Below are 18,689 nucleotides of genomic sequence, written 5' to 3'. Positions count from 1 at the left end.
CATGGTTTTGCCGGTCGTCTCAATTGGGTTGCCGGCCATGGTTGGGCCGCGCCCAGCCGCCGCTGATCGGCCACTCACGGTCCCGAGCGCTCCGCGTCGTCCACCGACACGCCAGGGCCGCCCGCCGGTGTCGGGCAATAGAGCGCGGCCAGCGTTTCGATCAGCGCCAGAACCTCGGTACTGGCCAAGCGGTAGTGGATGTGTTGCGCGGCCCGACGCGTCTCGACCAACCCGTCGTGTCGCAGGCGCGCCAAGTGCTGCGACAGGGCGGACTGGCCGAGCCCCACCGTGGCCTCCAACTCGCCCACCGTCTTCTCGCCCTCGATCAGGGAACACAGGATCAGCAGCCGCCGGTCATTGGCCAGCGCCTTCAGCAGCCTCGCGGCCCGCGCCGCGTGCTCGTGCAGATGGTCGACATTCATGTTGCAAGATTAGCAGTCTCTAATATATTTTCAATCCGAAAGGGAGGGTCTTGTGCCCTTCCCCCCCCCTGCCGCGTTCCGTGTTCCGGGAGATCCGACATGTCGTTGCCGCGCCGATCCGGTCTCGCCCTGATCGCCAGTCTGATCCTGCTCGCGCTGATCGTCCCGACGGACGCGCGGGCCGAGCCCCTGACCGTGCGGCCCCAGCGCATCGCCGATGACAAGGCCGTGTTCGCCACCGTCGAGAGCGTGGACGTGCTGGCCGCCCGCGCCCGCCTCGGCGGCACCGTGGACCAACTGACGGTGGACGAGGGCGACGCGGTGACCAACGGCCAAAAGGTCGCCGTGGTGGTGGACGACAAGCTGGCCCCGCGAATGCAGGCGCTGGAGTCCCAGCTTGAGGGCCAGCGCGCCACCATGGAACAAGCCCGCACCGATTTCGAACGCGCCCAGCAACTGCGCGCCCAGGGCGCGGCACCGCAAAGCCGCCTGGACGCCGCCCGCACAAGCCTGGAGGTGGCGGAACGCCAGCTCGACTCGCTGCAATCCGAAATGGAGGTGCTGCGCCAGCAGGTCTCGGAGGGCGACGTGCTGGCCCCGGCCGCCGGCCGGGTGCTCGACGTCATGGTGTCCGAGGGCAGCGTCGTCATGCCCGGCGAGCCGCTCGCCCGCGTGGCCACGGAACGCTATGTCCTGCGCCTGCGCCTGCCGGAGCGGCACGCCCGATTCATCGCGGTGGGTGACAGCGTGCGCGTCGGGCCGCGCGGCCTGGACCCGGACGCCGCCCATCCCACGAAGGGGGCCGGCGACGCGGACTGGCGCGAGGGGCGTGTGGCGAAGGTCTATCCGGAACTGGAGAACGGCCGCGTCATCGCCGACGTCGAGGTCGACGGCCTGGGCGGCTACTTCGTCGGCGAACGCGCGCTGATCGAGGTCGTCACCGGCCACCGCACCGCCTACGTGGTGCCGCCGGACTACCTCAGCACCCGCTTCGGCGTGACCAGTGCCTGCCTGGAGGGCGGCCGCGTGGTCATCGTGCAGACCGGCGCCCACGTCCCCGGCGGCGTTGAAGTGTTGTCCGGCCTGCGCCCCGGCGATGTCCTGATCCCGGTCCAGTGCGGCGCGATGGATACCGCCCGCCGCGACGGCGCGGAGGGCGGGCACTGATGAAACTCGGCGTTTCCGGCCATCTCACCAAGGCCTTCATCCGCTCTCCGCTGACACCCCTGCTGCTGCTGGCCGCCATCGTCGTGGGCGTGCTGGCGCTGGTCATGGTGCCGCGCGAGGAGGAGCCCCAGATCTCCGTGCCCATGGTCGACATCATGGTCCAGGCCGATGGTCTGAAGGCCGTGGACGCCGCCGAACTGGTGACCAAGCCACTGGAGGACATCGTCAAGGGCATCGACGCCGTCGACCATGTCTACAGTCAGACCGTGGATGACGGCGTGACCGTCACGGCGCGGTTCGAGGTCGGCACCGACGAGGACGTGGCCATGCTGCGCGTCCACGAGACCATCCGCGCCAACCTGAACCGCATTCCGCTGGGCATTCCGGAACCGCTGATCGTCGGCCGGGGCATCAACGACGTGCCCATCGTCGTCCTCACCCTCTCGCCCGCGCCCGAGGTCGCCGAGCGCTGGACCGACGCCGGGCTGCACGCGGTGGCCGAGGAACTGCTGATCGAGCTGATCAAGGTCGAGGACGTCGGCCTGACCTTCATCGTCGGCGGCCGGCCCGACCAGATCCGTGTGGAGCCCGACCCCGAGCGTCTGTCGATGTACGGCATCACGCTCAATCGTCTGGTGGAGAAGCTGGAGAACGCGAACCGGTCCTTCCGCCTCGGCCGCCTGCGTGAGGCCGGCGACAGCGTGCCGGTGGTGGCCGGCCAGACGCTGCAGGGCGTGGCCGACATCGGCGACGTGTTGCTGACCACCCACGACGGCCGCCCGGTCTACGTCAAGGACGTCGCCAGCATCGTCGTCGGCACCGAACCGCTGGACCACCGCGTCTGGCAGATCGAGCCCCGCCCCGACGCCGCGCCGGACCAGGACAGCATCACAGCCCGTCCGGCGGTGTCCATCGCCCTGGCCAAGCGCCAGGGGGCCAACGCGGTGGTCGTCTCCGAGACCATCCTGGAGCGGCTGGAGGGCCTGAAGGGTCGCCTGGTGCCGGAGGGGATCGAGGTCGCCGTGACCCGCAACTACGGCGAAACGGCGCTGGAAAAGTCGAACGAGTTGCTGTCCCACCTGGGCATGGCGACGGTGACCATCGTCCTGCTGATTACCGTGGCCATCGGCTGGCGCGCCGGCATGGTGGTGGCGGTGGTGATCCCCACCACCATCCTGCTCACGCTCTTTTCCGCCTGGATGATGGGCTACACCATCAACCGGGTGAGCCTGTTCGCGCTCATTTTCTCCATCGGCATCCTGGTCGACGACGCCATCGTCATCGTCGAGAACATGGCGCGGCACTGGGCCATGAAGGACGGCCGCTCGATCGTGCGCAAGGCGATCGAGGGCGTGGCCGAGGTCGGCAACCCGACCATCATCGCCACCCTGACCATCATCGCCGCCCTGCTGCCGATGATGTTCGTGTCCGGCCTGATGGGGCCATACATGAGCCCGATCCCGGCGAATGCGTCGGCGGCCATGGCGTTCTCGTTCTTTGTCGCCGTCATGCTGACGCCGTGGCTGCTGATCAAGATCGCCGGGCGCGGCGCCGCGCGGCGCATGGGCGTGCCCTACGCCGTTCCGGGCGATCCGGGCGAGGACGAAGCGCCCACCGGCGCCGAGGATGGCGGCGGAGCGGCGTCGCGGGACCCCACCGAGGGCGAGGCCGAAGGCCGGCTGGGCGGCCTGTACCGCCGTGTGGCCGCGCCGGTGCTGAAGAGCCGCTGGCGCGCCTGGGCCTTCCTGATCCTGGTGGGCATCGCCACCATCGTCGCCTGCCTGCCGTTCTACACCGCCGACGTCACCGTCAAGCTGCTGCCGTTCGACAACAAGTCGGAACTGCAGGTGGTGCTCACCCTGCCCGACGACGCGCCGCTGGAAGAGACCGAGCGCGTGCTGATGGACGCCGCGCGGCGGCTGGCCGACCTGCCGGAGCTGACCAGCATTCAGCTTCATGCCGGCACGGCCGCGCCGTTCAACTTCAACGGCCTGGTGCGGCACTCCTACCTGCGCGACGCGCCCAACATGGGCGACCTGCAGATCAACCTCACGGCCAAGCACCACCGCGAGCGCGCCAGCCACGCCATCGCCCTGGAGGTGCGCGAGCGCCTGCGCGACCTGCCGTTGCCCGAGGGCGCGGCGCTGTCGGTGGTCGAGGTGCCGCCGGGGCCGCCGGTGCTGGCCACCCTGCTGGCCGAGATCTACGGCCCCGATACCGAGACCCGGCGCGCCGTGGCACGCGAGGTCAAGGGCATATTCGAGGCGGTCGATTTCATCGTCGACGTACACGACTCCTGGGGCGACCCGGCCGAACGCCTGCGCCTGGCCATCGACCAGCAGGCGCTGGAATACCACGGCGTCGAGGAGGAGGCGGTTTACGACACCCTGGCCGCCCTGCTGGGCGGGGTCAGCGTCGGCTATTCGCACCGGGGCCACGGCGTCGATCCGGTGGAGATCGCCGTGCGCCTGCCCAAGGCCGACCTGACCCCGGGCGAGCGGCTGCTCAGCACGCCGGTGCCCGGCGCCGCCGGCATCGTCGAACTGGGCGACGTGGTCACCACCTCGCGTGAAATGGCCTCGCACACCCTGTTCCGCCGCGACGGCCATTTCGCCGAGATGGTGCAGGCGGAACTGGCCGGCCGGTTCGAGGCGCCGATCTACGGAATGCTGGAAGTCCAGGACCGCATCGACGCCCACGACTGGGACGCGCTCGGCCTGCCGAAGCCGGCCATCCGCCTGTACGGGCAGCCCGAGAGCAGCGCCGAGCCGACCCTGCTGTGGGACGGCGAGTGGGAAATCACCTACGTTACCTTCCGCGACATGGGGGCGGCGTTCGGTGTCGCCATCCTGGGCATCTATCTGCTGGTGGTGGCCCAGTTCGGCTCGTTCAAGGCGCCGCTGGTGATCCTGACACCGGTGCCGCTGACCCTGATCGGCATCGTGCTGGGGCACTGGCTGTTCAGCGCGCCGTTCACCGCCACGTCGATGATCGGGTTCATCGCCCTGGCCGGCATCATCGTGCGCAATTCCATTCTGCTGGTGGACTTCATCAAGCACCGCCAGCCGACCGCCTCGTGCCTGCGCGAGGCCCTGCTGGACGCCGGCGCCATCCGCTTCACGCCCATCCTGTTGACGGCGGTGTCGGCCATCATCGGCGCGGCGTTCATCCTGACGGACCCGATCTTTCAGGGGCTGGCGCTGTCGCTGTGCTTCGGCCTGGCGTCGTCGACGGCGCTCACCCTGCTGGTGATCCCGGCGATCTATGTGGCGCTACGGGATGACGGGGTGGCGTTTCCGATGCGGGGTTGAGGACGGCCGTTGGACACAACGGTCAGTCAGAGCACCCGGTTTCGGTTCGCTCTCGGGAAACAGCCCGGCGCAATGCGTCGTTCAGCCGGGTCTGCCAACCAGGACCGCCGCCCTTGAAGTGGTCGATCACGTCCTGGTCAAGGCGCAGGGAGACCTGCTTCTTCGGCCGCGCAACGGGCGGTCGGCCGGGACCGCGCCGGGCGCTTTCCGCAAGGTCCGGAAACGCTCGGTCGAACGGAACGGCACGGGCGAAATCGTCCTCCGTCCATTCTGGGTTCTCGGGATCATCGACCGGTTGCTTGGTCATAGAGTGTGCGCTCCGTCTTGCTGGCGGGCCGTAGCGAGATCACGGAAACACCTTCAGCGCCCCTGCGGGCAAAGACGACGGCGACGATGCCATCACCGAGGCGGCCCATTGCCTTGAACCGGTCCTCACGCGCGGGACCTACCAGGGCATCGAGGAAGAACTCAGATGTCAGCGCAGCGAAATCCAAGCCGTGCTTGGCGAGGTTCTGGCGCCGCTTCGGCTCGTCCCACACGATGATCATAGCATAAATGTAGCGAACTTAAGCCTGTGCGCCAGTATTTTATGTAGATGCGGAAAACCGGCTTCACGTCCCGCCTTAGTGGAGAGCGTTGGCAAGCTTTTGCGAAGCGGAGCACCCGTTCAAAGGACCCGCCGGGCACGCTCCCGCCCAACGACAAAGCGTTCCCGGCGCGATGACCCCACACCAAAACCCGGCCCGCGACGGAAACGGGGGCCGGGTCAAAACCGGGTCGGTGTGCAGCAAGCCGCCGCGTCAGGCGGCGGCCTTGGTCCACAGGGAATCGAACGGCAGCGGGTCGTATAGGCGGCCCAGCGCGTCGGCCAGGGCATCGCGGCGCACACCCAGGGCCATCGCCCAGCGGCCCATCTGCTCGGCGGGCAGGCGCACGTGGCCGGCCTCGACATCCGCGACGAAGGCTTCCGTCACGGTCAGCACCTGCTCGGCCAGTTCGGAGCGGGTGATCTCACGGCTTTCCCGGAGATGGCGGACGTGGCAGCCCCCCGCGCGCAGACGGCTGTGCGCCTCCGGTTTCAACAGCACCTCCTCATCGGTCATGCCCACGGCATCCTCCTCGAACGACAACGCGAATGTATGAAGACTTTTACAGTCAGGCACGGCAACACTACGGGCTCAGTCCGTCCGTTGCCACGCCCAGCGAGGGCATACCTGTCATGCAGCGGAAACATTCCTCGCGCCGTCCTCGCCCCGGGCGCCGTGTCACGGCGGCCCCACGCATAAAAACTTACAATAATATGACGGATTTGCAACCGGTTTCGGGTCTACGGCAGGGGCACCGGCTCATGTCGACGACGCGCCGTCCGGTTTTGTCAACGTCCGGTTCAAAGCCTCCTCAACAATGCCAGCACCCCAGACCCGTCAAAACCGCGAGTCTGGGGTGAGGAACGACACATGTGATCGGAATGCTTTTTTCCCCCGAAGACCCCGCTCGGCCGTTTGGCCGAGCGGGCCTGTCTTGATTTGGCGAGTCGAAACACCGCCGTGGGGGCATCGCTCGTAGAAAACGACTCGGCGGGATCACCGCACTACGATCTTAAGGTTCGGCTCAGGCCGCCGTCGCCCGCAGCATCCAGGCGGTTTTCTCATGCACGGTCAGGCGGTCGGTCAGCAGCCCGGCGGTCACCTCGTCGGAGACCTCGCCAGCCTCACCGATCAGCGGCCGCAGACGCCGCGCCAGGGCGTCGTGATCCTTGGCCAGGGCGACGACCATGGCCTCGGCGGCCGGCGGCGTGTCGGGGGCATCCTCCACCAGGCTAAGGTCGGCGTAGCGGCCCAGCCCGCCGGGCGCGATGCAGCCCAGCGCGCGCACGCGCTCGGCGATGTCGTCAACGGCGGCGTACATGTCGGTGTACTGTTCCTCGAACATGTTGTGCAGGCCCTGGAATCGTGGGCCGACCACGTTCCAGTGAAAATTGTGGGTCTTCAAAGCCAGGGCAAAAGTACTGGCCAGAACGGCATTCAAACCCTCGGCGATGCTCTTGCGGGCGTTTTCTTCCAGACCGGTGTCGACGGATTGCTCACCCATGGTCTTTCGTGCTCCTCTTTTGGGTTGTTGAGTAGTCGGCCGGAGAGTTTTGGCGCCCCCCGGCCCCGCGTTTCAATGCATATGTGGCGCAAAGCCGCCTTTAAATCCATCAAACAAATCAGGAAATTTTGAGTGAGAGACCCGATCGAAGGATGACGGTACCGCCGGACCGCGCCATCCAGACCGGGCGGGAGACGCCCGCCCACCCGGCCCAAAGCCCCCTGCGTCGTGGCGGTCATCAAGCGAGATCGGGGCTGGCCGCTTGCGGTCTGTTGGGCGTCCGCTCCAGCGACAGTCGCGGAAAGCCCGAGAACGCAGCAAGGGCACTTCGCGACTCGGCTATTCCGTCGGCACGCGAGGGCCTGCGCCAGACGAAGGACCTCGCCCACCGCCACACGGTTTTTTGGGGCGCACTGCCTTCGACTGTGTTTCGGGCAATATTCTAAGATAGCCTACACGAACGTTGAGTGAACTTAATCAATGCCATGGAACCATCTCCACCAAACGGTGGAGGAAGCGCCGATCGGCTGATCCACCAGATGGGGGAGACGGAAAAAAACGGTTCCCTTTACGAAAAAATTACGCAAACGTTTCTTCGAATTCCCCACCACTGAACTCGGGCTTCGGCCTGTTGGGGGGCTTCGCTCAGGAGGAGCACACAATCCCGAAACGCATGGGGGCACGGGCCGAACAGCACGTTTGGCCGACCCCTATAAGGTGCGAGGCGCTCCGAGCGTCGCCAGGGAGGTATTCACCGCACCGGCAGACCGCGAACAGGCGCACCGGTGCTGAGAGAAGGAGATGGGGACATGATTGTGAACAAGATAAAGGCAACGACCCTTGGGGCCATTGTGGGTGGCGCCGTGTGCGTCGGCGCGGTTGCACCGGCGGCAGCGGCGACATACGACCTCAAGATCAGCACGATTACAGCAGTTTTCCAGAACTCGGTCCCGACAAACGGGGTCACGCTCTCTGGGCCTGGATCGACGGCCACAGCCTACTGGGGAACGCCCGCTACAGGCAGCCCGGGACAGAGTGGGTACGAGTTCGAGGCCGAGGCCACGCCCATCGAAGTGAATGCTGATGGCTCGGAATTTGACCTAGGGATTTTCAGACACATCAACAACCCAATCTATGCTCCGTCGCTTGAAAGCATCGACCTGAAGCTGACGTTCAACACCGTTCAATTTGGTGACTTCGATACGGTGTACTCCTTCTCTCACAACGAAACGCCGAACCAAAAACCCTGCCCGGGAAACAATGTGTCGATTTGCGATGATATTGTTACCGTGACCACGAACCCGGCGTTCTCGGACCAAGTAACGATAGGCAACGAAACCTTCTACCTCGCGATCACCGGCTTCCAGGTGGGCAACAACACGTTCACCGACTGGCTGACACGGGAAGAGGCAACCAACGAGGCGACACTGCGAGCCACCCTGACCAGCGAGCTCAATACGGTGCCCCTGCCGGCCGCCGCCTGGTTCATGCTGACCGCCATCGGTGGCCTGTTCGGCAGCCGTTGGCTGAAGAAGGGCCAGAGCGCCTAAGGTCCGCACAAACCAGCGGTCGTGGACGAGGCCGCCCTTGGCAGCAGCCAGGGGCGGCTTCCGTTGTGGGCTCCAGGGGCGAACAGCGGCCTTCCGAATCAAGAACGCTCTTCGCCATGATGAAACAACCCGACAAGATCTCGCCCAGCGACATTGGCAGGCTCCCTGGCGTCTTCAGACCGGGCGGGAGGTTCACTCCCGCCCGGACCCGGCGTCTAGGCGATTCAGCGAGACATCGCCGGACCGCGCGGCCCGAACATCCGCGCCGCCGCCGCCTCTTGCGTCTCGACCGAGCCGTCGCCGTCGACATCCAGGCTGTCGAAGCGGGCCGCGTTGGCCGCCGAGAATTCGTCAGCGGTCACGACGCCGTCCGCGTTGGCGTCCCAGACATCGAACCGCTGGCCCAGCCGGTCGGCCCGGACCTCGGCCCGCCAGTCACTGTTGGGACCCTGCCTCATGCCGCCACGGCCGGCCATGGTCCCCTGACGGCCCTCGATGAAGTCGGCGCGGGCCACCTGGCCGTCGCCGTCCGCATCCATGGCCGCGAAGCCCAGCTCGTGGAAGCGGTCGAACTCTGCGCGGGTGACGGTGCCGTCCTCGTCGGCGTCCATCACCAGCAGCAGTCCACCCGGACCACCCGAGCCGCCCCGCATCCCGCCGGGGCCATGCATCATGCGACCGCCGCAGGGGCCGCCGCCCATGCCCTGTCCGTAGCCCGGGCCGTCGCCCCATCCCCGGGCCTGCGCCCCCGCGTTCAGGGTCGCGGCGCCCAGGCCGGCGACCACGGCAACGGCGGCGGTGGTCATCACAACGCGTTTCAGTGCGGTGTTCATCACATCTCTCCCATGTTTCTGGGACGCCCGACGGGGGGTGTCCCGAGCCTCGGATGGTGGCGGACCCGAAACCCCGTGGTCCGATCCGCCGATGAGCCCATTGAACACCCGGCCCTTGACCCGGGTTTGACGGGAGGACACACGCGCGGTGACAAAGTGTGACGATGTGTGTGGGATTGCGGCGGGACACGCGCTGGACGTTCGGGCGGAGTCACCCGTCGTTGAACACGTCGATCAGGGCGGCGATGTGCCCCGCGTCGGGTTGGCCCAGGATCCGGTGGGCGTGCTCCCGCGCGGTATGGGACGAAATGCGCCGCACTCGCTGCTTGACCGCCGGAATGGCGAACGCGGCCATGGACAGCTCGCGCACCCCGAGCCCGAACAGCAGCGCCGTCAGGCGCGGATCGCCGGCCATCTCGCCACACACCGAAACGGGAATCCCGGCCGCCTGCGCCGCCCCGGTGGCGAAATGGATCAGCCGCAGCACGGCCGGATGCAGCGGATCGTACAGGTGCGCCACCGCCTCGTCCGTGCGGTCGATGGCCAGCGCGTACTGAGTCAGGTCATTGGTGCCGATGGCGAAGAAGTCCGCCTCGCGCGCCAGAGCATCGGCCGACAGCGCGGCGGCCGGCACCTCGATCATCACCCCCAACGGCGGCAGCGGGTCCGGCAGCGGCTGTCCCGCCGCGCGGGCGCTTTCGACCACCTCCGCAAGGATGGCGCGGGCCGCCCGCACTTCGTCAGTCGTGCAGACCATCGGCAGCAGAATGCGCGCCGGTCCGTGGCAGGCGGCGCGCAGAATGGCTTCATACTGGATGCGCAACAGTTCGGTCCGGGTCAGCGACAGCCGCACCGCCCGCAACCCCAGCGCCGGGTTGGCGCCGGCCTTGAAGTCCAGGGCGTCGCCCAGCTTCTCGCCGCCCAGGTCAAGAGTGCGGATGGTGACGGGCCGCCCCTTCATGTGCTGGATCAGATCGGTGAACGCCGCCGCCTGCTCGTCGGCGGTGGGCAGGCAATCGCGGTTCATGTACAGGAACTCCGAGCGCACCAGGCCGATGCCCTCGGCGCCCGATTGCAGCACCGCCTCCACCTCCGCCGGCAGTTCCACGTTGGCCTGCAGGTGCACGGCGACGCCATCGCGTGTCACCGACGGCACGTCGCGCAGGCGCAGCAGGTTGCGCCGCGTGCGCAGGAAACTGGCACGCCGGTTGCGGTACCAGGCCAGCGTGTCGGGGTCGGGGTTGAGAATCACGCAGCCTTTGGCCCCGTCGACGACCACGGTATCGCCCGCGCGGGCATGGCGCATCAGGCCCGTCACCGCCACGACCGCCGGCAGCGCCAGCGAACGCGCCATGATCGCCGTGTGGCTCTCGCGCGCGCCGAGCGTCGTCGCCAGCCCACCGACAACGCGCGGGTTCAGCAACGCCGTGTCGGCCGGGCTCAGTTCCTCGGCCAGAACGATACTGCCGCGCGGCACGGTGGTCAGGCCCGGCTGGCGGGGCCGGCGGTTCAGGTTGCGGATGAGGCGCCGGCCGACTTCACGGATGTCCTCGATCCGGGCGGCCAGGTAGTCGTCATCCATGGCGGAGAAGGCCCCGATCAGTTCGGCCATTTCCACCCGCACGGCGGCCTCCGCATTGACGCGGAACTCGCCGATGCGCCGGTCCGCGCCCCGCAACAAGCGCGAGCCCCGCATCATCTGCTCGTAGGCTTCGAGAATACAGGCCAGTTCCTCGCCCGGACCGCCGGAGAGGGTGCGCACTTTTTGGCCCAGCGCGCGGAACTCGGCGATCGAGCGGTCGGCCGCCTTGGCCAACCGCAAGCGTTCGCGTTCCACGAGTCCGCTCGGGATGCGGTATTCGGGGATCGGCGCCAGCCCCGTGTCGTGGAGGTAGACCGTGCCGATGCCGACGCCAGGGCCGACCGCCACCCCGTCCAGACGCATCATGGGTGCCGGGCCGCCGGCCTCCTCGGCCGTGAGCAACGGATCGACGTCGTCATCGTCGATCGAACAGGGAGCCACCGGCTCGGTGGGCGGCCTGCCTCGTCTAGTCCTCATGGAACCGGCCCGCGATCAACGCTTGCAGGGCCTCCAGCACCTCTTGCGCCTCCCGGCCCTCACAGACCACCTGAATGACCGAACCGGGACCGGCCGCCAGCATCATCAGGCCCATGATGGAATGGCCCGACACCTCCTGGCCCCGGCTGAACACCGTCACCGCCGCGTCGAAGCGCTCGACGGTCTTGACGAAGCGGGCGGCGGCCCGCGCGTGCAGGCCGCGTTGGTTGACGATCGTGCACTCGGCTCGCACCCGCCCGGCCCCGGCGCGCGCGGCGGCCACGCCCGAACCGCCGCCGTCATCGGCGGACCGCACGACGCGGGGGCGGAACGGCGGCACGGGCGTGGAGGGCGGGGCGGACACCGGACTACTCCTGCGTCAAAAGGCGCGAGGCCACGTTGATATACTTGCGCCCGGCCAGCTGGGCGCTGGTCACCGCGTCGGTGAGCGGTTCGGTCGATCGCACGGACGCCAGCTTGATCAGCATCGGCAGGTTGACGCCGGCGATCACCTCGATGCTCGCCCGGTCCATGATCGAAATGGCGAGATTGGACGGCGTGCCGCCGAACATGTCGGTCAGCACGATCACCCCTTGCCCCTGCTCGACCCGCGCGGCGGCCTCGACGATGTCGGCCCGGCGCTGTTCCATGTCGTCGTCGGGACCAATACAGATGGTGGCGACGTTCGGCTGAGCGCCCACCACGTGCTCCAGCGCGGCCAGCATCTCCTCGGCAAGGCGGCCGTGCGTGACGAGAACCAGTCCGATCATCGGCCCGTGTCTCCACCCGTCGCGCTCGCGCTTGTGCTCGGCATCGTTTCCCTCTGTCCTCTCCCGTCTCCGCTTCGATCCAGATCACGGTGACGCACCGTGACCCGCTCTCCCCGGCCCTGCAACCACGCTCCCAGCCGTTCCGCCAGCAGCACCGATCGGTGCCTTCCGCCGGTGCAGCCGATGGCCAGCGTCAGATAGCTCTTCCCCTCGCCCTGTTGCCGGCGCAGGACCACCTCCAGCAACCCCGTCAGCGCCGACCAGAACCGGTCAAGGTCCGGATCGGTGTCGACGTAGGCCGCCACCGGCGCGTCACGCCCGCACAACGGTCTCAATTCCGTCACGTAGTGGGGATTACGCAGGAAACGGACGTCGAACACAAGATCCGCCTCGCGCGGCAGCCCGTGCCGAAAGCCGAACGACACCACCGCGATCAACGTGGTATCCGTGCCGGGCGCCAGGCCGAGCTGATCCTCCAGGCGGCGTTTCAGGTCGCCCAGGGTCCAGTGGGCGGTGTCGACCATCACGTCGGCGCGCGCGCGCAGCGGCTCCATGCGCGCCCGTTCCAGCGCCAGGCCATCACTCAACGGCCGGTCGAGGGCCAGCGGATGGCGTCGCCGAGTCTCGGTGAACCGCCGGCGCAACACGTCATCGTCGCAGTCCAGGAACAACAGGGTCACGTCCAGCGCCGGCCGCTCGCGCAAACGGTCGATGGTGTCCAGCAGGCGCTCGACGGTGAAATCGCGCGTGCGCACGTCGATCACCACCGCCAGCGGCCGGTCGAGCGTGCCGCCGGCGATCAATCCGTCGAGCAGGGCCAGCGGCAGGTTGTCCACCGCCTCGTACCCCAGGTCCTCCAGGGCCGCCAGCGCCGAGGACTTGCCCGCGCCCGACATGCCGGTCAGCACCACAAGGCGCTGGTGTTCAGGCGCGGCACCTTCCGAGTCGGCAGCGTCAGCCCGAACCGCCAGGGGCTGTTCGCTCATGACACATCCTGTTCCGTCAGGGGCACGATCGCCTCTGTCGCGATGGCCGCCGCCAGGCGCACCTTGGCCGGCGCCGAGACCTCGAACGGCCACAGCACGAAGCGGCGCACCCGGGTTCCCTTGTGCGGGCTGTACCGGTTGGCATCGGCCACCGGGTCGCAGGTCAGCGCCGACGGCGTGCGCGGCACCGCGCCGGGCAGCGGCGCCATGTCGATCACCGCGATCAACGGCGCGTTGGCCACCCAGCGCGAGGTGTCCAGGGAAATCACCCCGATTCCCCGCACTTCCAGAAGGCCGCGCAACGGCTCCGGCGTTGAGGCGTACACATGCTCGGTGTCCGGGTCGCGATCGAGAATCACGCGATCGTCGGCCACCAGCCGCGCGTCGCCGCTTTCCAACAGGCGCAACGCCAGATCGGACTTGCCGGATCCGGCGCCGCCCCGCAACAGCACGCCGCCCTCGGCCAGGGCAACGCAGGTGGCGTGGACGGTCGAGGGCGCGGTCTCCAGGTCCATCGGATGTCCTTCCCGTGTGCTGTCCCCGAGGCGTGCCGGACCCCGAATGGGCGGCGGCGGTGCGCCGGGGTTGAGAGGGCCCCTGGAACGGGACTGGCGCACAGTGTAGCGTCCCCGGCGGCCCAAGGCGAAGGGTCCCATGGCGAGTCCCACCACTTGAGATGCGTTCGCATTGACAGATCCCCTCCGGGGGGATAGGTTATATCTTGACGTGACGCGCGACAGACCAGGGACTCGATGACCATGACCACGGTGGAGACCGCCCCCACGCCTGACGATGCGACGACGCCCCAGGCGAAGCCCGTGCATACGACGCACGGCGACATCATCAAGCGCCTGCGCCGCGCCGAGGGCCATCTGCGCAAGATCAGCGCCATGATCGAGGAAGAGCGCCCGTGCGTGGACGTGGCCCAGCAGCTCGCGGCGGTCGAGGCGGCGGTGCGACAGGCCAAGCAGGTGTTCATCCGCGATCACATCGACCACTGCCTCGACGGCGTGGTGCGCGAGGGGCCGGAGACCAAGGCGGTGCTGGCCGAGTTCAAGGAAATCTCGCGCTATCTGTAGCCGGAAAGGACGGGACCATGGACCTGACCACGGCGATTTCCGACGGCGGCGGGCAGCCGGTATTGCTGGCCGCAACGGCGTTGGCTCTGGGCGCCCTGCACGGGCTGGAGCCCGGGCATTCCAAGACCATGATGGCGGCGTTCATCGTCGCCGTGCGCGGCACCGTGGCGCAGGCTGTGCTGCTGGGGCTGGCGGCCGCCGTCTCGCACACCCTGATCGTCTGGATCCTGGCCCTGCTGGCGCTACGCTTCGGCGAAGCGATGATCGGCGAGGACCTGGAGCCGTGGTTCATGATGGCTTCGGGCGCGATCATCCTGGTCATCGCCGGGTGGATGTGGATCAGCACCCGCCGCGCCGACGCGCCCGCCGCCAATCATGGGCATGGGCACGGGCACGATCACCACCATGACCATTCTCATCATCACGACCATTCGCATCCCCTCCCCGGGGAGGGGAGCAGCGACGCTCATGCGGCGGCGCACGCGCGCGAGATCGAGTCCCGGTTCAAAGGCGCGGCGGCGGCCGGTGGCGCCACCACGCCTCAGGTCGTTCTGTTCGGCCTGACCGGCGGGCTGATTCCCTGTTCGGCCGCCATCACGGTGCTGATCCTGTGCCTGCACCTGGACCGCTTCTGGCTGGGTGTGGGGCTGGTTGGCGCCTTCAGCGTCGGCCTTGCCGTCACACTGGTCGCCGCCGGCGTCATCGCGGCGGTGGGCTTGCGCGCCGTTTCCCGCCGGACGCGACGGTTTGACCGCTGGCTGGCCAAGGCGCCCTATGTCTCGGCGGCCATCATCGCCGTCATCGGCGTCGGCATGATCGCCTTTGGCTGGAGCCACCTGTCCGGTCCGACAGTCGCCTGAGGGTAATACGGTCGAAGATCCGATCACCCACGCACACGCTTGAGAAACGCATTGCGGGCGTCGGGATCGTCGATGTGCTCGGCCAGCAACTGGCCCAGGTGGGCGGGACTGTTGGCCCGCGCGGCCTCGCGCTTGACCAGGACGCCGGCGATCGGCCCCAGGTGCTCGGCCAGCGCCAAGCGCAGGCGGTCCTTGTCCTCGTCCACGATCGCCCCGTTCACCGGCGCCGCCTGACTGCCGCCGGTGGCGGACGTGCCCGTGCGAACACCCGTGCGCACGCCCGAACCGGCCCCCGTCGGCCGAGACCCGCCGGTCCCCGCTTGCGTCCCGCTGCCGCGCGTCACCCCCAACGCGCCGCGCACCGCCTTGCGCTGGAACGCAGTGCGTTCGGCGTCATCGGGAATATGCTCCGCCAGCACCTCATAGAGCTGCCGCACGCCGCTCACCCGGGTGACCGCGTCGCGCACGATGACCGAGGCGACCGGGCCGATATGGGTCGCCAGATGCTCTCTGGCCTGACGCACGGCCGCCTCGTCGAGTTCACCGGCCGGACCGGCCGGCGGCGCGGCGTCGGCCAGCTTCATGACTCGCGTGGCGTCCACCGCATCGGCCGGATCGTCTTCCCCCTCGGGGGCGACCGCCCCGGCCGGCGCCGCCGCCTTGAGCGCCCGCCGGAACGCGGCGGCATCGGGATAGCGATCGTCCGGGTCTCGCGCCAGCGCCGTCATCATGACCGCGATCAGCTCCTTGGACAGCGGCTCGGTCCGGCCCACGGGTGGCTCCGGCGCGCCGTTCAGGACCCGGTACATCACCTCGTGCATACTCTTGCCGGGGAACGGCTTGCGCCCGGTCAGAAGCTCGTAAAGGACCACGCCCACGGCGAACAGATCGGTGCGGGCATCCACGGTCCCGCCAGTGAACTGCTCCGGCGCCATGTAGCCCGGGGTGCCAACCATCGCGCCGTGCTGGGACAGGCTGACCGAGTCCGCCAGACGGGCGATGCCGAAATCGGTGACTTTGACGGCGCCCGACTCCAGGATAATCACATTGCTCGGCTTGATGTCGCGGTGAACGACGCCAAGCGCGTGCGCCGCGCCCAGGGCGGACAGCACCTGCGAGACGACACGGACGCTGATCTGAGTCCCGAACGGAGTGTCGCGGGCCAGGAATGCCTGCAGCGACCGACCACGCACGTATTCCATGGCGATGAAGGCGAGCCCGGCGTCCTCACCGTATTCGAACACGGTCACGATGTTGGGGTGCAGGCAGCGGGCGGCGGCGCGGGCTTCCTGCCGGAAGCGGGTCAGCCAGTTGTCGGCGTCCGGTCCGTCCAGCAGATCGGCGCGCACGGTCTTCAGCGCCACCGGCCGGTCGATGTCCTCGTCGTGGCCGCGATAGACCACGCCCATCGCCCCACGGCCCAACTCGCCGTCGATCCGATAGCGGCCAATCCGCTCGGGCGCGGTCCGGTCCCGGTCCATCGTCATAGTCCCGCCTTCCATTCGGTCCGCCCTACTCCTTGAGCATGTTCAGCGCGGTTTCCAGGCTGCGGCGCATCCGCGCGAAGGCGGCGGACAGCGCCCCGATCTCGTCGCGGCTGTCGTGCTTCACCTCCGGCAGGTCCATGTTGCCCATGCTCACCTCGACGGCCATGTTCGACAGCCGCACCACGGGCCGGATGACCAGCACCCGCAGAAAGATGTTGAGCAGCACGGCGACCACCAGAAACACGGCGGCCAGGGTGCCGATGACAATCAGGAACGTGGTCCACGCCCGCTGCAGCGGCACCGACATCGGCACACTGACGACCTGGGCGCCGATCACCTCGTTCAGTTCCCAACCGAACCCGTTGCTGGGACCGTAGACCGCCAGCATCGACCCGGGCGCGGCCTGCACCGTACTGTGGCAGGTCAGGCAGCTTTCGTCATTGACCACCAGAGGCCGCGCCAGCACCAGCGCCTGGCCCGTGGGCGTCTCCCGGATGGTCACCAGTTCCTCCTGGTCGCGGTCCTTGCGGAACAGGTTGATGATGTCGGCTTCCCAATCGGTGGCACGGTCGACCGGGTTGGTCGGGTTGAGCGCCGCCTCCTTGTAGGAGAAATCCGGGTAGTCCTCGACCACCCGGCGGAGGTTCTCCTGTGCGGCGAACGACGGCACGGTGTGCGGCAGGAACGTGTCGTCCATGCGGTCGGCCAGCAGGGGTCGAATCTCGGTTGCGGTATAGGAGCGCACGGCCTGGGCCGTATCCATCATCACCCGCGCCCGGCCAAGCACGGCCTCCCGCGCGAAGTCCTGGAGAAGGTGATAGGTCAGCATGGCCGCCACCGCCAGCCCGGCGGCGAACATGCCGAACAGCACCAGGTTGAACTTCGTTCCGAGCCCCATGGACCGCTCCCCCATCACCAAAAACTGTGGAAAAAGCCCGCAAAAGGCCGAATACCCGCACTCCTCATATTAGAATAATAATAACTGAACGCAGGGGCGCGGCAACCCTTTTCGCGCCCGTCCGGAAAACGTCTCACTCCACCGTCTGCACCAGGCGGTCGATGATCTCGCCCAGGGTCACGCCGTCGGCCCGCGCGGTTAAGGTCGGCGCCATGCGGTGGATCAGCACCGGGCGGGCGAGCGCGACCACGTCATCGACACTCGGCGCCAGCCTCCCCTGGAGAATGGCCCGCGCCCTGCAGGCCAGTGCCAGCGACTGGCTCGCGCGCGGCCCCGGTCCCCACGCCACGTGCAGTTTGACCTCGGGCAACGCGGTGGTCTCCGGTCGGCCGTTGCGCACCAGGGTGAGGATGGCCTCGACCACGCTCTCGCCCATGGGCACGCGCCGCACCAGCCGTTGCGCGGCCAGCAGGTCTTCCTGTGTCAGAGTCGCTTCGGGGGCGACGTCGTGGTCGGTGGTGGTGGCCGCCAGCATGGCCCGCTCGGCCGCCCGATCCGGGTAGCCGATGTCCACCTGCATCAGGAACCGGTCGAGCTGGGCCTCCGGCAGCGGATAGGTGCCCTCCTGCTCGATGGGATTCTGGGTGGCCAAGACGTGAAACGGCGCCGGCAGGTCGTGGTAGTGCCCGGCCACCGAGACCTTGTGCTCCTGCATGGCCTGCAACAGGGCCGACTGGGTGCGCGGGCTGGCGCGGTTGATCTCGTCAGCCATCAGCAACTGACAGAACACCGGCCCGGGAATGAACCGAAAGCCGCGCCGGCCGCTCTCGTCCTGCTCCAGCACCTCGGAGCCGAGGATGTCCGCCGGCATCAGGTCGGGGGTGAACTGCACGCGTTTGGCGTCCAGCCCCAGAACCACGCCCAGGGTCTGCACCAGCCGCGTCTTGGCCAGCCCCGGCACCCCGATCAAAAGGCAATGCCCGCCCGACAGCAGGGTGACCAGCGTGCCGTCGATCACCGCCTCCTGGCCGAAGATGATGCGACCGATGGCCACGCGCGCCGCCTTGATTCGGTGTCCCAGTCTTTCTACGTCTTCCAGCACTGCCTGATCGGGACCGGCTTCGGGCACGCCGACGAGGGTGTCGTTGGATTCGGTGACGGAACTCATCGCCTCTC

19 protein-coding genes are annotated in these 18,689 nt (G+C 68.1%); 5 read left to right on the top strand and 14 right to left on the bottom strand.

Going from position 1 to position 18,689, the window contains the following annotated elements; all coding sequences use genetic code 11:
- Positions 1-74 precede the first annotated feature (74 nt).
- Positions 75-422, bottom strand: coding sequence for a metalloregulator ArsR/SmtB family transcription factor (locus tag Q0309_RS06040; protein ID WP_299438504.1), 348 nt, complete (start codon positions 420-422; stop codon positions 75-77).
- 99 nt (positions 423-521) lie between these two features.
- Here Q0309_RS06040 and Q0309_RS06035 point away from each other — a divergent pair, with 99 nt between their 5' ends.
- Both Q0309_RS06035 and Q0309_RS06030 read left to right on the top strand, forming a co-directional pair.
- Positions 522-1,589, top strand: coding sequence for an efflux RND transporter periplasmic adaptor subunit (locus Q0309_RS06035; RefSeq protein WP_299438502.1), 1,068 nt, complete (start codon positions 522-524; stop codon positions 1,587-1,589).
- Positions 1,589-4,900, top strand: coding sequence for an efflux RND transporter permease subunit (locus Q0309_RS06030; RefSeq protein ID WP_299438500.1), 3,312 nt, complete (start codon positions 1,589-1,591; stop codon positions 4,898-4,900). Before Q0309_RS06035 ends, Q0309_RS06030 begins: the two co-directional genes overlap by 1 nt.
- Positions 4,901-4,922: 22 nt before the next feature.
- Here Q0309_RS06030 and Q0309_RS06025 read toward each other — a convergent pair whose 3' ends face one another.
- From Q0309_RS06025 to Q0309_RS06010, 4 genes are all read right to left on the bottom strand, one after another.
- A complete protein-coding gene (locus Q0309_RS06025) occupies positions 4,923-5,207 on the bottom strand; it encodes a BrnA antitoxin family protein (RefSeq protein WP_299438498.1) in 285 nt (94 codons plus the stop codon).
- Positions 5,185-5,448 carry a BrnT family toxin gene (locus tag Q0309_RS06020; protein WP_299438496.1) on the bottom strand — a complete coding sequence of 88 codons (264 nt, stop codon included), beginning with the start codon at positions 5,446-5,448 and terminating at the stop codon, positions 5,185-5,187. The genes Q0309_RS06025 and Q0309_RS06020 overlap by 23 nt, the downstream gene beginning before the upstream one ends.
- Before the next feature lie 252 nt (positions 5,449-5,700).
- Positions 5,701-6,003, bottom strand: coding sequence for a helix-turn-helix transcriptional regulator (locus Q0309_RS06015; RefSeq protein WP_299438493.1), 303 nt, complete (start codon positions 6,001-6,003; stop codon positions 5,701-5,703).
- Positions 6,004-6,511: 508 nt separating this feature from the next.
- A complete protein-coding gene (locus Q0309_RS06010) occupies positions 6,512-6,991 on the bottom strand; it encodes a DNA starvation/stationary phase protection protein (RefSeq protein ID WP_299438491.1) in 480 nt (159 codons plus the stop codon).
- Positions 6,992-7,800: 809 nt separating this feature from the next.
- Here Q0309_RS06010 and Q0309_RS06005 point away from each other — a divergent pair.
- Entirely contained in the window at positions 7,801-8,541 is a 741-nt protein-coding gene (locus Q0309_RS06005) for a THxN family PEP-CTERM protein (RefSeq protein WP_299438488.1), read from the top strand.
- 224 nt (positions 8,542-8,765) lie between these two features.
- Here the strand turns inward: Q0309_RS06005 and Q0309_RS06000 are convergent, their stop codons facing one another.
- The 6 genes from Q0309_RS06000 to Q0309_RS05975 form a co-directional block, all read right to left on the bottom strand.
- On the bottom strand, positions 8,766-9,374 hold the full coding sequence (locus Q0309_RS06000) for a hypothetical protein (RefSeq protein ID WP_299438486.1): 609 nt from the start codon (positions 9,372-9,374) through the stop codon (positions 8,766-8,768).
- A 211-nt stretch (positions 9,375-9,585) separates the two neighbouring features.
- Positions 9,586-11,397, bottom strand: coding sequence for a phosphoenolpyruvate--protein phosphotransferase (ptsP, locus tag Q0309_RS05995; protein ID WP_366940570.1), 1,812 nt, complete (start codon positions 11,395-11,397; stop codon positions 9,586-9,588).
- Positions 11,398-11,422: 25 nt separating this feature from the next.
- Positions 11,423-11,716 (bottom strand): HPr family phosphocarrier protein, encoded by a 294-nt coding sequence (locus tag Q0309_RS05990; protein ID WP_299438571.1) that lies wholly within the window; start codon positions 11,714-11,716, stop codon positions 11,423-11,425.
- Between the two features lie 85 nt (positions 11,717-11,801).
- Positions 11,802-12,203, bottom strand: a complete 402-nt coding sequence (locus tag Q0309_RS05985; RefSeq protein WP_299438484.1) for a PTS sugar transporter subunit IIA — start codon at positions 12,201-12,203, stop codon at positions 11,802-11,804.
- On the bottom strand, positions 12,200-13,189 hold the full coding sequence (rapZ, locus tag Q0309_RS05980) for an RNase adapter RapZ (RefSeq protein ID WP_299438482.1): 990 nt from the start codon (positions 13,187-13,189) through the stop codon (positions 12,200-12,202). The genes Q0309_RS05985 and rapZ overlap by 4 nt, the downstream gene beginning before the upstream one ends.
- Positions 13,186-13,704, bottom strand: coding sequence for an HPr kinase/phosphorylase (locus Q0309_RS05975; protein WP_299438480.1), 519 nt, complete (start codon positions 13,702-13,704; stop codon positions 13,186-13,188). The genes rapZ and Q0309_RS05975 overlap by 4 nt, the downstream gene beginning before the upstream one ends.
- 243 nt (positions 13,705-13,947) lie before the next feature.
- Here Q0309_RS05975 and Q0309_RS05970 point away from each other — a divergent pair, with 243 nt between their 5' ends.
- Positions 13,948-14,268 (top strand): metal-sensing transcriptional repressor, encoded by a 321-nt coding sequence (locus Q0309_RS05970; RefSeq protein WP_299438478.1) that lies wholly within the window; start codon positions 13,948-13,950, stop codon positions 14,266-14,268.
- Positions 14,269-14,285: 17 nt separating this feature from the next.
- Entirely contained in the window at positions 14,286-15,128 is an 843-nt protein-coding gene (locus Q0309_RS05965) for a nickel/cobalt efflux transporter (protein WP_299438476.1), read from the top strand.
- Between the two features lie 23 nt (positions 15,129-15,151).
- Here the strand turns inward: Q0309_RS05965 and Q0309_RS05960 are convergent, their stop codons facing one another.
- The 3 genes from Q0309_RS05960 to Q0309_RS05950 all read right to left on the bottom strand — a co-directional run bounded on the left by Q0309_RS05960 (position 15,152) and on the right by Q0309_RS05950 (position 18,681).
- Positions 15,152-16,615 (bottom strand): serine/threonine-protein kinase, encoded by a 1,464-nt coding sequence (locus Q0309_RS05960; RefSeq protein ID WP_299438474.1) that lies wholly within the window; start codon positions 16,613-16,615, stop codon positions 15,152-15,154.
- A gap of 25 nt (positions 16,616-16,640) precedes the next feature.
- Positions 16,641-17,513 (bottom strand): DUF3365 domain-containing protein, encoded by an 873-nt coding sequence (locus Q0309_RS05955; protein ID WP_299438472.1) that lies wholly within the window; start codon positions 17,511-17,513, stop codon positions 16,641-16,643.
- Positions 17,514-17,646: 133 nt separating this feature from the next.
- The gene (locus Q0309_RS05950) at positions 17,647-18,681 is read right to left on the bottom strand and encodes a MoxR family ATPase (RefSeq protein ID WP_299438470.1); all 1,035 of its coding nucleotides are present in this window, start codon (positions 18,679-18,681) and stop codon (positions 17,647-17,649) included.
- Positions 18,682-18,689 lie beyond the last annotated feature (8 nt).

It is taken from the genome of uncultured Rhodospira sp. (assembly GCF_937138205.1).
GTDB lineage: Bacteria > Pseudomonadota > Alphaproteobacteria > Rhodospirillales > Rhodospirillaceae > Rhodospira.
This window is presented reverse-complemented; position numbering and strand designations above follow the sequence as displayed.

Excerpts from the sequence above, each read along its gene's own strand:
- Q0309_RS06040 (WP_299438504.1), bottom strand. The coding sequence starts at position 422 with ATGAATGTCGACCATCTGCACGAGCACGCGGCGCGGGCCGCGAGGCTG.
- Q0309_RS06035 (WP_299438502.1), top strand. The coding sequence starts at position 522 with ATGTCGTTGCCGCGCCGATCCGGTCTCGCCCTGATCGCCAGTCTGATC.
- Q0309_RS06030 (WP_299438500.1), top strand. The coding sequence starts at position 1,589 with ATGAAACTCGGCGTTTCCGGCCATCTCACCAAGGCCTTCATCCGCTCT.
- Q0309_RS06025 (WP_299438498.1), bottom strand. The coding sequence starts at position 5,207 with ATGACCAAGCAACCGGTCGATGATCCCGAGAACCCAGAATGGACGGAG.
- Q0309_RS06020 (WP_299438496.1), bottom strand. The coding sequence starts at position 5,448 with ATGATCATCGTGTGGGACGAGCCGAAGCGGCGCCAGAACCTCGCCAAG.
- Q0309_RS06015 (WP_299438493.1), bottom strand. The coding sequence starts at position 6,003 with ATGACCGATGAGGAGGTGCTGTTGAAACCGGAGGCGCACAGCCGTCTG.
- Q0309_RS06010 (WP_299438491.1), bottom strand. The coding sequence starts at position 6,991 with ATGGGTGAGCAATCCGTCGACACCGGTCTGGAAGAAAACGCCCGCAAG.
- Q0309_RS06005 (WP_299438488.1), top strand. The coding sequence starts at position 7,801 with ATGATTGTGAACAAGATAAAGGCAACGACCCTTGGGGCCATTGTGGGT.
- Q0309_RS06000 (WP_299438486.1), bottom strand. The coding sequence starts at position 9,374 with ATGAACACCGCACTGAAACGCGTTGTGATGACCACCGCCGCCGTTGCC.
- Q0309_RS05985 (WP_299438484.1), bottom strand. The coding sequence starts at position 12,203 with ATGATCGGACTGGTTCTCGTCACGCACGGCCGCCTTGCCGAGGAGATG.
- rapZ (WP_299438482.1), bottom strand. The coding sequence starts at position 13,189 with ATGAGCGAACAGCCCCTGGCGGTTCGGGCTGACGCTGCCGACTCGGAA.
- Q0309_RS05975 (WP_299438480.1), bottom strand. The coding sequence starts at position 13,704 with ATGGACCTGGAGACCGCGCCCTCGACCGTCCACGCCACCTGCGTTGCC.
- Q0309_RS05970 (WP_299438478.1), top strand. The coding sequence starts at position 13,948 with ATGACCACGGTGGAGACCGCCCCCACGCCTGACGATGCGACGACGCCC.
- Q0309_RS05965 (WP_299438476.1), top strand. The coding sequence starts at position 14,286 with ATGGACCTGACCACGGCGATTTCCGACGGCGGCGGGCAGCCGGTATTG.
- Q0309_RS05960 (WP_299438474.1), bottom strand. The coding sequence starts at position 16,615 with ATGACGATGGACCGGGACCGGACCGCGCCCGAGCGGATTGGCCGCTAT.
- Q0309_RS05955 (WP_299438472.1), bottom strand. The coding sequence starts at position 17,513 with ATGGGGCTCGGAACGAAGTTCAACCTGGTGCTGTTCGGCATGTTCGCC.
- Q0309_RS05950 (WP_299438470.1), bottom strand. The coding sequence starts at position 18,681 with ATGAGTTCCGTCACCGAATCCAACGACACCCTCGTCGGCGTGCCCGAA.